Here is a 12,919-nt window from a genome sequence, read left to right on the forward strand (position 1 = left end):
TCACGAGTTCGGCTTGCCGATGACGGCAAGCGCGCCGGCGGAAAATTGTCTGGCGGCCGCGAGCGCCGCGTTGCGCGCCTTCATCTTGCCGGCCCAGGCGTCAGCCGGCGCGCGCAGCTGCGGCGGCAATTTCGACAGCTCAGCGAGAGCGCCTTCCAGGTCCGACGCGTTTGCCTTTGCCTCAAGGCGCGCGATGACATCCAGCGGCTTGTCGCCTGTTGTCTCGCCGACGGGTCGGATGCGCACAAGGCGCTCGGCGCTCGCTTGCAGCTTGTCGAGAAAGCCGCCCTCGCGCGGCGCCTCGCTGTCCGCCGCTTTCAGCATCGCCGGGGTGACGGCGGCAAGTTCGCGGGACAAGGCGCGTGCGCTCGGCACGCCGTTCGGTGCGAAAGCGTCGAGGGGCGCCAGCGCCTTCGCGTCCGGCGCCAGCGCTTTCGCGGCGGCAAGCTCGGCCGTGAACGGCGCGCCGCGCTCCACAGCGGTGAGCAGAATCGAGGCCACGACAGCCACGCGACTCTTCCTGTCGTCGGCGGCGCTCGCCGTTCTTCGCGCGAGTTCGGCTTCTGTCGTCTTCAAAGCCTGCTCCAGCGCCGCGATGCGCTGATTGAGCGCATCAACGTCGATGTCCGCGCCCGCGGGCGAAGTCCCGCCTGACAATTTTTGTGCCGCCTCCGCGGAGGCTGCCGCTGCATCGGCACGGCTGCGCGTTTCGCGCACAAGTCCGGACAGCTCCTCCGCGCGGCGCTCCAGGGCGGCGGCATTTTCTGCGGCAAGCTTCGCCGCTGCTTCCGCCGCCGCGATGCGGCTCATCAAGGCTGCATCCGGCGTCCGCGGCGCCGACAGCGCCGTTTCGATCTTCGTCATCCGCTCGCTCAGCTCGTCGATGGCTTGCAACCGGTCGAGCCGCGCGTCGGCAGCGAACTCACGGCCGACAAACAGATATGCCACCGCAAGGCCAAGCAGGAAGAATGCGATGCCGGCCGCAACGGCTGTCCCGATCAGCGGCAATGACAATCCGCCGGGAAGCTGATCCCATATCGGACGTTTGGATTGAGGGGCGCGCGGCGGCACGCTGTCGGCCTTCGCGTCGGATGTCGACTGCGGTGTTTCGGGTTTCGTCGCGCTCTCGGATGCGGCAGCTTGCGCCGGCTCGTCAGCGGGACCGCGCTCGTCTGCAACCGGCTCGTTGGCCAGCTCCGTCGCCTTCAGATCTATGGTCGGCGGGCGGCGCGCGGACGATGACGGTTTCTTCGGGCCGGAGCCCGAACCCTTGTCACCCGTGTCGCTTGTCATGACATGCCGTCTCCTGTCTGGAACGGGAAGCCCGAGTCACGGGATTCGATTCAAGGCCGCCGACATTATCCGATACTGCGTCGGTATTGGGGCGGCAAGCACAGCTTAAAAATGCAGCAAAAGCTCGATTAACGCCTCCTCGTCAGGCCGGCGCGCGATGCGAATATCTGTCGCGCCTATCTCGCGCAGCGGCTCTGCTGCGCGTTGTGACAGACAGAAATGCGTCAAGGCTTTGATCTCGGACAATAACTCGCCGGATTGTCCGCACGCGACAAAGATTGCGCTGCTGCGGCGGGAATAGTGCAGAACGCCGTCGATGCCGCCTTCGCGCATGGCGAGCTGTACCTCCTCGGTGAAAGCATTCGCCGCCGTGGCGCGATATAACACAACCGTCTCAACCTTGACCCCGTCCTTTGCCAGATCACCGGCAAGGTTGCGGGCGACATCGCTCCCCGCGAGATAGAGCAGCGGCCGATCCCGATGCGGCATCCGCTTGCTGATCAGGCGGACCAGATCGCCGCTGTCGCCGTCTGACGAGATCACTTCGGAAAATCCCGCCACTTTCGCCGCTGCGGCGGTCTGGCGGCCAACGGCAAAAACCGGCAGCGCGATGATATCCGAGCAAAGTGCATGCGCCATCAGCGCGCGCGCCGCATTGCCGCTGGTCATCACGATGGCGCTCCAGGGTCCGCGGCCCAATGGGGCGTCGCTGATCAGCTCGATGCGCAGCAGCGGCGCGATCACCGTTTCGTGTCCGAGCGTGCGTAATCTGTTTGCCGTGCGTTGCGCTTCGTCGACCGGGCGCGTGATCAGAATCCGCACGATCTATCCCTGCACAAAGAAGCGGGCACCGCCGCGCCGCTTCAATTCAGCGCCGGCATCCGCTCCGAGCGCGGCCGCATCGGCGACCCCGCCGTCCCGCGTTGTCTCGTGACATTCGCTGCCGTCCGGTTTCAGGATCATGCCGCGAAATCGGATTTGCGATCCGTCGATGATGGCGTGCCCGCCGATCGGCGTGCGGCAGGACCCATCGAGCACAGCGAGGAACGCGCGTTCGGCCGTCAGCGCAATCGACGTATCGGCGTGATCGATCGCGGCGAGATGTTGCCGCGTCCGCTCGTCTTTCTCGCGCGCTTCAAGCACGATGGCGCCCTGCCCGACCGCGGGAAGAAAATCGTCGGTATCGAGGATCGCCGTCGCCGCGTGTTCCAGGCCCAGCCGCCGCAGCCCGGCCAGCGCCAGTAAGGTGGCGTCGAAATCGCCCGCATCGAGGCGGCGCAAACGCGTCTCGACATTGCCGCGCAGAATCTCGACCTTAAAGTCGGGGCGCAGCCGCTTGGCCATGGCCTGCCGGCGGAGCGATGCGGTTCCCAGTCGGGCGCCGCGCGGAAGATCGGCGACGGATTTGGCGATACGGCTCACCAGCACGTCACGCGGATCTTCGCGTTCAAGGCACGCGACCAGCGCCAGCCCTTCGGGCAGCACGGTCGGCATGTCCTTGGAGGAATGCACGGCGAAATCGATCTCGCCGGCCAGCAGGGCCTCTTCCAGTTCCTTGGTGAACAGCCCCTTCCCGCCCGACTCGGCGAGTGAGCGGTCCTGAATACGGTCGCCGGTCGTGCGAATGACGCAGATTTCAACGGCTTCGGGCGCAAATCCGTGTGCGGCCGCAAGCTGCGCCTGCGTCATCCTCGCCTGCGCCAGCGCCAGCGGCGAGCCGCGCGTGCCCAAACGCAGAACGGAAGTGGCGGAGGATTGCACCATCGGACCTCACAATGCTACGCCGGTTCCACGAGACACGGCTGCCAACGGACATGGTTGTACTCGGAATCGAAACGACATGCGATGAAACTGCGGCCGCTTTGGTGGCGCGGGAGGCGGATGGACGCGGCCGGATTCTGTCGAATATCGTCCTCTCGCAAACCAGCGAGCATGCCGCTTTTGGCGGCGTCGTCCCGGAAATCGCCGCACGCGCCCATGTCGAGGTGCTGGATCTTCTGATCGCCCAGGCGATGCGCGAGGCGAGCCTCACGTTTGCGGAGATCGATGGTGTGGCCGCCGCCGCCGGACCGGGCCTGATCGGCGGCGTCATCGTCGGTTTGACCACCGCCAAGGCGCTGGCCTTGGCCAATGACAAGCCACTGATCGCCGTCAATCATCTTGAGGCGCATGCACTCACCGCCCGACTGACCGACGCCGTGCCTTTTCCCTATTGTCTGTTCCTGGCCTCGGGCGGCCACACCCAGATCGTCGCCGTTCGCGGGGTCGGGGACTATGTGTTGCTTGGGAACACCCTCGACGACGCCATCGGCGAGGCTTTCGACAAGACGGCAAAGCTTCTGGGTCTCGGCTATCCCGGCGGGCCGCAGGTGGAAGCGGAAGCCGCACGCGGCGATGCGAAGCGCTTTGCTTTGCCGCGTCCGATGCTCGCGCGCCATGACGCGAATTTCTCCCTGTCCGGCCTGAAGACCGCCTTGCGTCTCGAAGCCGAGAAGGTCGCGCCGCTGAGCGATCAGGATGTCAGCGATCTCTGCGCGTCGTTCCAACAGGCGATTGTCGACATGGTGCTGGATCGCCTGCGCGCCGGATTGCGCATCTTTCGCGAGCGCTACGGCGCGCCGACGGCGTTGGTCGCGGCCGGAGGCGTCGCCGCCAATCAGGCGATCCGAAAAGCGCTGAACCGCAGCGCCTTCGAAATCGGCACCCAGCTTGTCCTGCCACCGCCGGCGCTTTGCACCGACAACGGCGCGATGATCGCCTGGGCCGGCGCCGAGCGGCTTGCCGCCGGTCTGACCGACGGTCTGGAGATCGCGCCGCGGGCGCGCTGGCCGCTGGAAGAGGTGGTCGGGTTGCGGGCGATGGTCGAACCGCCCCATACGCGGCGCGCCTGATCCAGCCGGGGCAGGTCATGTCATTCAACCATATCGCTGTGCTTGGAGCCGGGGCCTGGGGGACAGCGCTCGCCAATGCCGCCGCGCATTCCGGTCGCCAGGTCACGCTCTGGACCATCGACAAGACGGAAGCCGACACGATTGCGGCGACGCGCATGTCGCCAATGCTTCCCGGTGTGAAAATAAATCCCCGTGTCGGCATTACCATGTCGCTTGCGCAGGCAGCGGAAGCCGAAGCGATACTTGTTGTTGTCCCGGCGCAGGCATCGCGCGAGGTTCTCACCAAGGCGAGGTCCGTCATCAGGCCCGGTACGCCGCTCGTCACTTGCGCCAAGGGCATCGAACGCGGCACCCGCAAATTCATGACCGAGGTGATCGCCGAATGCGTGCCGGATGCAGTGCCGGCGATCCTGTCCGGTCCGAGCTTTGCCGCCGATGTGGCGCGCGGATTGCCCACGGCCGTGACCCTCGCAGCGCCCAAGGAGGAGATCGCGGCCGCGCTGTCGCAGGCGCTGGGCTCTCCGAGCTTTCGCCCTTATCACACGACCGACATCCGCGGCGTCGAGATCGGCGGCGCGGCGAAGAATGTTTTCGCCATTGCCGCCGGTATCGTCGCCGGCCGGGGTCTCGGCGACAGCGCGGCGGCGGCCCTGACGACGCGCGGCTTCGCCGAACTTGTGCGTTTCGGCAAGGCGCATGGCGCACGAACCGAGACGATGATGGGACTATCCGGACTCGGCGACCTGATCCTGACCTGCTCGAGCCCCCAGTCGCGCAACTTCTCGCTGGGCGTCGCGCTCGGCCGCGGCAAGTCTCCGCTGGAGGCGCTGGGCGCATCCAAGCTGGCGGAAGGCGCGTATACTGCCTCGGTGCTCACCGACATGGCCCACCAGCGTGGCATTGAGATGCCGATCGCCGACGCCGTTGCAGCCGTGCTGGACGGCAGCGCGAGCGTCGAGGAAGCCATTGAGAAGCTGTTGGCGCGGCCGATCGGATCGGAGATCTGACATGGCCTATTGGCTGCTCAAAACCGAGCCGGAAGAGTTTTCCTGGGACGATCAAGTCAAGCGCGGCGCAAAGGGAGAGCCATGGACCGGCGTGCGCAACTTCACGGCGCGACGTTACTTGACGGAAATGAAGAAGGGTGAGCGCGCATTCTTCTATCATACCGGCGACGAGAAGCAGATTGTCGGTATCGTTGAGATCATACGAGAGAGCTACGTTGATCCGACCGACGAGAAGGGCGTTTTCAAGTCCGTGGACGTCAGGGCGCGCGAGCCGTTCATCACCCCGGTCACGCTGGCGGCGATCAAGGCGGACAAACGCTTCAAAGACATGGCGCTGGTGAAGTTCGCTCGGCTTTCAATCCAGCCCGTCACGGAAGCAGAGTGGAAGACCATCTGCAGAATGGGCGGAATAAAGTAAATTGGCCCGCAAACTGCGGCTGTGGTGCCGAGCAAGGCCGGCTTTCGCGGTGCCATGCCACCAAAGTGGCACGCCTGCCGCCTTGCCGGAGCCCGGCCGGGGCCGCATATTGCGGCAAATCAAGAAGTTGGCAGGCTCGCCGGGCGATCCTGCGTCTAGCGTGGGGAGAGGATCACAGCGATGTCCGACAAGGTTTACGACGTTCCGGCCGAATGGAAGAGCCGCGCTTTTCTGGACGATGCCAAATACAAGGAAATGTATGCCGAATCCGTTTCTGATCCGGATGCATTCTGGGCCAAGCACGCTCTGCGACTCGACTGGATGCGACCTTTTGCCAAGGTCAAGAATACGTCCTTTGCTACGGACAATGTCTCGATCAAATGGTTCGAGGACGGCACGCTCAACGCCGCCTATAATTGCATCGACCGCCATCTGCCGAAGCGCGCCAATCAGACCGCTATCATCTGGGAAGGGGACGATCCGAAAGATTCAAGACACATCACCTACCAGGAACTGCACGACGAGGTCTGCCGCTTCGCCAACATCCTGCGCAACCGGAATGTAAAGAAGGGCGATCGCGTCACGATCTACATGCCGATGATTCCGGAAACCGCCTATGCGATCCTCGCCTGCGCGCGCATCGGGGCGATTCATTCGGTGATCTTCGGCGGCTTCTCGCCGGATTCAATCGCCGGGCGCATCGAGGACTGCAAATCGAATTTTGTCATCACTGCGGATGAAGGCGTGCGCGGCGGCCGCAAGATTCCCTTGAAAGCCAATGTCGACGCGGCCATCGCGAAAGTCGGCGGCGTGGATCATGTCGTTGTCGTGCGCCGCACCGGCGATCCGGTGAACATGGATCCGGTGCGCGACGTCTGGTACCACGAAGCAAGAGACATGGTGACCGCCGAATGCCCGTGCGAGGAAATGAACGCGGAAGACCCGCTGTTCATTCTCTACACGTCGGGCTCGACCGGAAAGCCGAAAGGCGTTCTGCATACCACCGGCGGTTATCTCGTTTTCGTAGCGATGACGCATCAATACGTCTTCGACTATCATGACGGCGACATCTACTGGTGCACCGCCGACGTCGGCTGGGTGACGGGACACAGCTACATCCTCTACGGACCGCTGGCGAACGGCGCGATCACGCTGATGTTCGAAGGTGTGCCGAATTACCCAACCAACTCCCGCTTCTGGGAAGTCATCGACAAGCACAAGGTCAACACCTTCTACACCGCGCCGACCGCCATCCGCGCGCTGATGCAGGCCGGCGACGAGCCGGTGAAGAAGACCTCGCGCAAATCGCTGAAGCTGCTCGGCTCGGTCGGCGAGCCAATCAATCCGGAAGCCTGGGAATGGTATCATCGCGTCGTTGGCGACAGCCGCTGCCCGATCGTCGACACCTGGTGGCAGACGGAAACCGGCGGCATCCTGATCACGCCCTTGCCCGGTGCGACAAAGCTCAAGCCCGGCTCGGCGACGCGGCCTTTCTTCGGCGTCGCGCCGCAGCTCGTGGATGCCGACGGCAAGGTGCTTGAGGGCGCGGCCAGCGGCAATCTCTGCCTCACCGAATCCTGGCCCGGCCAGATGCGCACGGTCTACGGCGATCACGCGCGCTTCATCGAAACCTATTTCAAAGCCTATCCGGGCAAATATTTTACCGGCGACGGCTGCCGCCGCGACGAGGACGGCTATTACTGGATCACCGGCCGCGTCGACGACGTGCTCAATGTCTCCGGTCACCGGCTCGGCACCGCGGAAGTTGAAAGCGCATTGGTCGCGCATCCGAAATGCAGCGAAGCGGCCGTCGTCGGCTATCCGCATCCGATCAAGGGTCAGGGTATCTACGCCTATGTGACGCTGATGGCGGGCGAGCAGCCGAGCGAGGAACTCAAGAAGGAACTCGTCGACTGGGTGCGCAAGGAGATCGGCCCGATCGCGTCGCCCGATCTTCTGCAATTCGCGCCCAGCCTGCCGAAAACGCGCTCCGGCAAGATCATGCGCCGGATTCTGCGCAAGATCGCCGAGGATGAATCCGGAAACCTGGGCGACACGACCACTCTGGCTGATCCCTCGGTTGTCACCGATCTCGTGAACAACCGGCAAAACCGGACGCATTAGTCACGAGTCCGTGAACAGAACGCGGCCGGCATTCACCGGCCGCGTTGCCGTTTTTCAACACTATTTACATTACTTCTGGCGACACTTCCCGGCCTGTAGGGCCTTGCGGTAATTTCGCGAGGTCGCTGGATTCGGCTGGGGTTTTTTTCATGCGGATTGCACGCTTCTTCTTGGCGTCGCTGGGCGCGCTTTTCCTTGCGGCGCAGACCGACGTCGCTTTTGCCCGTGAGAGCGTTCGCTTCGATACCGACGTGTCGCCCGGCACGATCGTGATCAAGACCAATCAGCGCCGGCTGTACTACGTCATGCAAGGCGGACGGGCGATGGTTTACCCGGTCGGCGTCGGACGCGCCGGCAAGACCTGGACCGGCACCAAATACATCAACGGCATGTATCGCAATCCGGCATGGTCGCCGCCGGCGGAAGTTCGCCGTGACAGGCCGAGCCTGCCGGCTGTCATTCCCGGCGGTGCGCCAAACAATCCGATGGGGGTCGCCGCGCTCACATTGTCGGGCGGCGATCAATACGCCATCCACGGCACCAACAATCCGGGGTCAGTCGGCGGCTTTGTCTCATACGGCTGCATCCGGATGCACAACCGCGACATCCTGGATCTGCTCGGCCGCGTCAGCTACGGAACGCCGGTGATCGTGACGCGCTGAAAGCGCGTGGCCAGGGCCGTTTCTTAAATTCGCGTAATGATTTAGCCTCGGCACTGCGGGGTCCGCAGCGCCTTGAATGCGCCCGCATGCATCCCCATTCTTTCAGCCGGAGCCTGGCGCGCATCTGCCATGCGTAAAGGGCGGAGGAGAAAGAGATGAATTATTTCAAGACGGCGATCCTGCTGGCGGGCATGACGGCCCTGTTCATGGGCGTCGGCTATCTGATCGGCGGCCAGAGCGGCGCGCTGCTGGCGCTCCTCGTCGCCGGCGGAATGAATATTTTCGCCTACTGGAATTCGGACAAGATGGTCCTGTTGATGAACGGCGCACAGGAAGTCGACGCGCGTTCGGCGCCGGATCTTTACAACATGGTGGGCGAGCTTGCTGCGCGCGCGCAGCTGCCGATGCCGCGCGTCTATCTCATGAACAATCCGCAGCCGAATGCCTTCGCCACCGGCCGCAATCCGCAGAATGCCGCGGTGGCGGTCACCACCGGTTTGCTGGAGCGGCTGTCGCGCGAGGAAGTGGCGGGCGTCGTCTCGCACGAGCTCGCTCATATCAAGAACCACGACACGCTGATCATGACCATCACCGCCACCATTGCCGGCGCGATCTCGATGCTCGCGCAGTTCGGCATGTTCTTCGGCGGCAACCGCGACAACAATAGCGGCATGGGCATGATCGGTACTTTGGCGATGGTGATCCTCGCGCCGATCGCCGCGATGATCGTGCAGATGGCGATCAGCCGCACGCGCGAATATTCGGCAGACAATCTCGGCGGCCGCATCGTCGGCAATCCGGACTGGCTCGCCTCGGCGCTGGTGAAGATTTCCAACGCCGCGCATGCGATCCCCAACGAAGCCGCCGAGCGCAATCCCGCCACCGCGCACATGTTCATCATCAATCCGCTGTCCGGTCAGCGCATGGACAACCTGTTCTCCACCCACCCGGCAACGGAAAACCGCATCGCCGCGCTGCAGGAATTATCGCGCGAACTCGGTCAGGGGGGCGGCTATTCCCGCGCCGGCCGGCCGTCCGGCAGCGTCCCCGCCACCGGACCATGGTCAGGCAACCGCCGCACCGGCCCCTGGGGCTAAACAGACCTGCAGTCATTCGAAATGACGGCGGAGGCGCCTCTCGCCTCCGCCGTTTTGTCATGTCATGTGAAGGCCGATGACACGTCCTCAACAAAACTCTGTAATCGAACCTCCCGGCCTTGCAACACGCAGGATCGCGGCCGAAATTCTGGAAGCGGTCCTGCGCAACCGGCAGCCGCTTGACGAGCAATTATCCGGCAAGATGGCGCATGCCGGCTTTCTTGCATTGGATGACCGCGACCGTGCGCTGACCCGCAATATCGTCGCGACGTCGCTGCGCCGCCTCGGCAGCATCCGGCACATCCTCAATCTGTTTCTCACCAAGGGATTGCCGCCGGAAGCGCCGCAACTCGAATTCGCGCTGATGATCGGCGCCGCGCAGATCCTGTTTCTCGACGTCCCCGATCATGCTGCCGTCGATCTGTCGGTGCGGCTGGTGCAGGCCAACAAATATCAGGCGCATTACGCGGGGCTGGCGAATGCCGTGCTGCGGCGGATCGTGCGCGAAGGCAAGGCGGCGCTGGCAAAGGCCGACACGACGACACTCGACACCCCCGCGTGGCTGCTGCAGCGCTGGAGCAAAGCCTATGGCGCCGATACTGCGCGCGCGATTGCCGTCGCCAACGGACGCGAAGCCGCACTCGACCTCACCGTAAAGAGCGACCCGGACACATGGGCGGCGCGTCTCAACGGTCAGGTGATGCCGAATGGAACCGTCCGTCTGCTGGCGCAAGGGCCGGTGCCGGCCTTGCCCGGCTATGACGAAGGCCAGTGGTGGGTGCAGGACGCCGCGGCGGCGTTGCCGGTCCATCTGTTCGGCGACGTGAGCGGCATGACCATCGTCGATCTCTGCGCCGCGCCGGGCGGAAAAACAGCGCAGCTTGCACAGGCCGGGGCGAAAGTCATGGCGGTGGATCGTTCCAAGGTGCGGCTGGCGCGGCTGCAGGATAATCTGCAACGCTTGAATCTTGCGGCAGATGTCGTCGTCGCCGATGCGACGGCCTGGGAGGGCGGACCCTTCGACGCCGTGCTGGTGGACGCCGCCTGTTCCGCAACGGGCACCATCCGGCGGCATCCGGATATCCCGTGGCAGAAGCAGCCAGCCGACATCGCGAAACTGTCCGCCTTGCAGCAGCGCCTGCTCGACAATGCCGCGCGAATCACCAGACCGGGCGGCACGATCGTCTATTGCACCTGTTCGCTGGAGCCAGAGGAAGGCGAGGCCGCGATTGCCGCATTCCTCGAGCGGACGCCGGCAGTCGGCCGAAGGCCGATCACGCCCAATGACATTTTCGGCCAGGCCGCGTTCCTCACGGCGCAAGGCGATCTGCGGACTTTGCCCAGCCATTGGCCGAGCGCCGACCCTCGCATGGGCGGTCTCGACGGCTTCTTTGCTGCGCGGCTGACAAAGCAATAGCGCGATCAGGAAATGTGGGTGCCGGTTTTCCGCCAGAACGCGGGCTAAACCATTAACCTGCCGTCTGATCTTCCAGGGAAGATCAGACGGTAGGCCATTGGCCGAGTTGGCGAAGTTGTGAAGCCTTGCAGTTGGCCGCGTTCCGGCGCTTCGTTATATGATTCGCTTGGGAACGGGACTTGAGCGGGACGTGGGGCCCGTCACCAGCCAAAAGGGCAAAGCCGGAATGTCCGTGTCACTCGCGGAGCGAAGCAAGCTATCGATGCTGCTGGTGCGCCGCGGGCTTCGCCATGCCGGCGGCCGGCTCAACGCCCATCCGCTGCTGCGCTGGCGGTTTTTCCCGGCCAAGACCGATCGCCTTGTCATTTCTCCGCAGGACCTGCGCACCGCCGACCCGACCCGGGCGAGTGAAATCTATGCCGGCCGATTCGCCTTCGCCGGCAAGGTCGTGATCTGCGACGGCCGCTCGCCCTTCGAAATGATTCCGCCTTCCGACGAGTGGGCTGCACTCTTGCTTGGCTTCGGCTGGCTGCGCCATCTGCGCGCCGCCGAATCGGGCATCACCCGCGCCAATGCGCGCGCGCTGATCGACGAGTGGATATCGTTGCAGGGCTCGTGGCATCCGCTCGGCTGGCGTCCGGATATCCTCCCGCGCCGGATCATGTCCTGGATCAGCCAGGCGCCGCTAGCGCTGCATGACGCGGACGTTCATTTCTACCGCCGCTTCCTGCGCAGCCTGACCCGGCAGGTCCGCTACCTGCGGCACAATTACAAGAATGCGCGCGAAGGCGCGCAGCGCCTGCAGGCCGCCACCGCGCTCATGTATGCGACGCTGTGCATGGCCGGACAGACACGGCATTTGAAGAGTGCAACCAAGCGGCTGGAAGAGGAGCTCGGCTGGCAGATCCTGCCCGACGGTGGGCATGTCAGCCGCAATCCGGCGGTTCTGATCGAGGTGTTGCTGGATCTCCTGCCGCTGCGGCAGGCTTTTTCAGCGCGCAACGTGCCCCCACCCGCCGCCTTGCTCAACGCCATCGACCGCATGATGCCGATGCTGCGCTTCTTCCGGCATGGCGACGGCAATTTCGCATTGTTCAACGGGATGGGCCCGACGCCGGCCGATCAGCTTGCGACAATACTCGCCTATGACGACGCGCGCGGTGCTCCGGTGACGAATGCGCCGCATTCCGGCTATCAGCGCCTGGTCTCGAAGAGCATGCTGGTGATCGTCGATACCGGCACCGCGCCACCGCTGGCGGTCAGCCAGGAAGCGCATGCCGGCTGCCTCGCTTTCGAATTGTCCGCCAACGATCATCGCATCGTGGTGAATTGCGGCATGCCCGCCAACAATCGCGAAAGCTGGCGTCAGGTTGCGCGGGCAACTGCCGCGCATTCCACGGTGATCCTGAACGACACCTCGTCCTACAAATTCCGCGCCGGGGACAGCTTCAAGACACTGATCGGGATTCCGGTCATGGGGGGGCCGAGCCGCGTCAATGTCGCGCGCGAGGACTATGGCGATGACGTGAGGTTGCGGGCCTCGCATGACGGCTATGCCGACGATTTTGAAGTGATCCACCAGCGTTCGCTGATGCTGTCGGCGGACGGCCTGCGGCTGGACGGCGAGGACGTCTTCGTGCCGGCGCACGGCGACGGCCTGCGCCCCGGCGTGCCCGACGAATTCGCCATTCGCTTCCACCTGCATCCAAGCGTAAACGCCAACCGTCTGACCGACGGCCATGGCGTGATGCTGGTTCTCCCCAACCGCGAGGTCTGGACCTTCGACGCGCATACCGATCAGGTCGAGCTGGAAGAAAGCGTGTTCCTCGCCGGCCTTGATGGCCCGCGCCGGACCGTGCAAATTGTGATCTATGGGCAGGCCCGCCGCGTACCGCGGGTTCACTGGACTTTTGCGCACACCTCAACCGGTCAGAGCACGCAACGCCGCGCTGAACCGGCAACCCGCAAAACAGCGCAGGACGAACCTGAACTGCCCCTCTGACAGGACCT

Annotated in this window: 11 protein-coding genes; 8 read left to right on the plus strand and 3 right to left on the minus strand. The window is 64.2% G+C overall.

Features of this window, described 5'->3' with window-relative positions; genetic code table 11:
• The 3 genes from RO009_09095 to hemC all read right to left on the minus strand — a co-directional run bounded on the left by RO009_09095 (nt 1) and on the right by hemC (nt 3,057).
• On the minus strand, nt 1-1,293 hold the full coding sequence (locus tag RO009_09095; protein MDT3685182.1) for a hypothetical protein: 1,293 nt from the start codon (nt 1,291-1,293) through the stop codon (nt 1-3).
• 105 nt (nt 1,294-1,398) lie between these two features.
• Nucleotides 1,399-2,115: a uroporphyrinogen-III synthase gene (locus RO009_09100; GenBank protein MDT3685183.1), complete on the minus strand. Its 717-nt coding sequence runs from the start codon at nt 2,113-2,115 to the stop codon at nt 1,399-1,401.
• Nucleotides 2,116-2,118: 3 nt separating this feature from the next.
• The gene (gene hemC, locus RO009_09105; GenBank protein MDT3685184.1) at nt 2,119-3,057 is read right to left on the minus strand and encodes a hydroxymethylbilane synthase; all 939 of its coding nucleotides are present in this window, start codon (nt 3,055-3,057) and stop codon (nt 2,119-2,121) included.
• A gap of 50 nt (nt 3,058-3,107) precedes the next feature.
• Here hemC and tsaD point away from each other — a divergent pair, with 50 nt between their 5' ends.
• The 8 genes from tsaD to RO009_09145 all read left to right on the plus strand — a co-directional run bounded on the left by tsaD (nt 3,108) and on the right by RO009_09145 (nt 12,911).
• Entirely contained in the window at nt 3,108-4,184 is a 1,077-nt protein-coding gene (gene tsaD / locus RO009_09110; protein MDT3685185.1) for a tRNA (adenosine(37)-N6)-threonylcarbamoyltransferase complex transferase subunit TsaD, read from the plus strand.
• A 17-nt stretch (nt 4,185-4,201) separates the two neighbouring features.
• A complete protein-coding gene (locus RO009_09115) occupies nt 4,202-5,191 on the plus strand; it encodes an NAD(P)H-dependent glycerol-3-phosphate dehydrogenase (protein MDT3685186.1) in 990 nt (329 codons plus the stop codon).
• 1 nt (nt 5,192) lies between these two features.
• On the plus strand, nt 5,193-5,609 hold the full coding sequence (locus tag RO009_09120; protein ID MDT3685187.1) for an EVE domain-containing protein: 417 nt from the start codon (nt 5,193-5,195) through the stop codon (nt 5,607-5,609).
• A 180-nt stretch (nt 5,610-5,789) separates the two neighbouring features.
• Nucleotides 5,790-7,733, plus strand: a complete 1,944-nt coding sequence (gene acs, locus RO009_09125; GenBank protein MDT3685188.1) for an acetate--CoA ligase — start codon at nt 5,790-5,792, stop codon at nt 7,731-7,733.
• A gap of 149 nt (nt 7,734-7,882) precedes the next feature.
• Complete coding sequence (locus tag RO009_09130) at nt 7,883-8,395, plus strand: L,D-transpeptidase (GenBank protein MDT3685189.1); 513 nt, start codon at nt 7,883-7,885, stop codon at nt 8,393-8,395.
• A 155-nt stretch (nt 8,396-8,550) separates the two neighbouring features.
• On the plus strand, nt 8,551-9,492 hold the full coding sequence (gene htpX, locus RO009_09135; protein ID MDT3685190.1) for a zinc metalloprotease HtpX: 942 nt from the start codon (nt 8,551-8,553) through the stop codon (nt 9,490-9,492).
• Between the two features lie 76 nt (nt 9,493-9,568).
• The gene (locus RO009_09140) at nt 9,569-10,909 is read left to right on the plus strand and encodes a transcription antitermination factor NusB (GenBank protein ID MDT3685191.1); all 1,341 of its coding nucleotides are present in this window, start codon (nt 9,569-9,571) and stop codon (nt 10,907-10,909) included.
• A gap of 226 nt (nt 10,910-11,135) precedes the next feature.
• Nucleotides 11,136-12,911 carry a heparinase II/III family protein gene (locus RO009_09145; GenBank protein ID MDT3685192.1) on the plus strand — a complete coding sequence of 592 codons (1,776 nt, stop codon included), beginning with the start codon at nt 11,136-11,138 and terminating at the stop codon, nt 12,909-12,911.
• Nucleotides 12,912-12,919 lie beyond the last annotated feature (8 nt).

It is taken from the genome of Pseudorhodoplanes sp. (assembly GCA_032027085.1).
In the GTDB taxonomy this organism is placed as follows: Bacteria; Pseudomonadota; Alphaproteobacteria; order Rhizobiales; family Xanthobacteraceae; genus Pseudorhodoplanes.

Coding starts and splice junctions, on each gene's coding strand:
- acs (MDT3685188.1), top strand. CDS start 5,790: ATGTCCGACAAGGTTTACGACGTTCCGGCCGAATGGAAGAGCCGCGCT.
- hemC (MDT3685184.1), bottom strand. CDS start 3,057: ATGGTGCAATCCTCCGCCACTTCCGTTCTGCGTTTGGGCACGCGCGGC.
- RO009_09095 (MDT3685182.1), bottom strand. CDS start 1,293: ATGACAAGCGACACGGGTGACAAGGGTTCGGGCTCCGGCCCGAAGAAA.
- tsaD (MDT3685185.1), top strand. CDS start 3,108: ATGGTTGTACTCGGAATCGAAACGACATGCGATGAAACTGCGGCCGCT.
- RO009_09140 (MDT3685191.1), top strand. CDS start 9,569: ATGACACGTCCTCAACAAAACTCTGTAATCGAACCTCCCGGCCTTGCA.
- RO009_09120 (MDT3685187.1), top strand. CDS start 5,193: ATGGCCTATTGGCTGCTCAAAACCGAGCCGGAAGAGTTTTCCTGGGAC.
- RO009_09130 (MDT3685189.1), top strand. CDS start 7,883: ATGCGGATTGCACGCTTCTTCTTGGCGTCGCTGGGCGCGCTTTTCCTT.
- RO009_09115 (MDT3685186.1), top strand. CDS start 4,202: ATGTCATTCAACCATATCGCTGTGCTTGGAGCCGGGGCCTGGGGGACA.
- htpX (MDT3685190.1), top strand. CDS start 8,551: ATGAATTATTTCAAGACGGCGATCCTGCTGGCGGGCATGACGGCCCTG.
- RO009_09145 (MDT3685192.1), top strand. CDS start 11,136: ATGTCCGTGTCACTCGCGGAGCGAAGCAAGCTATCGATGCTGCTGGTG.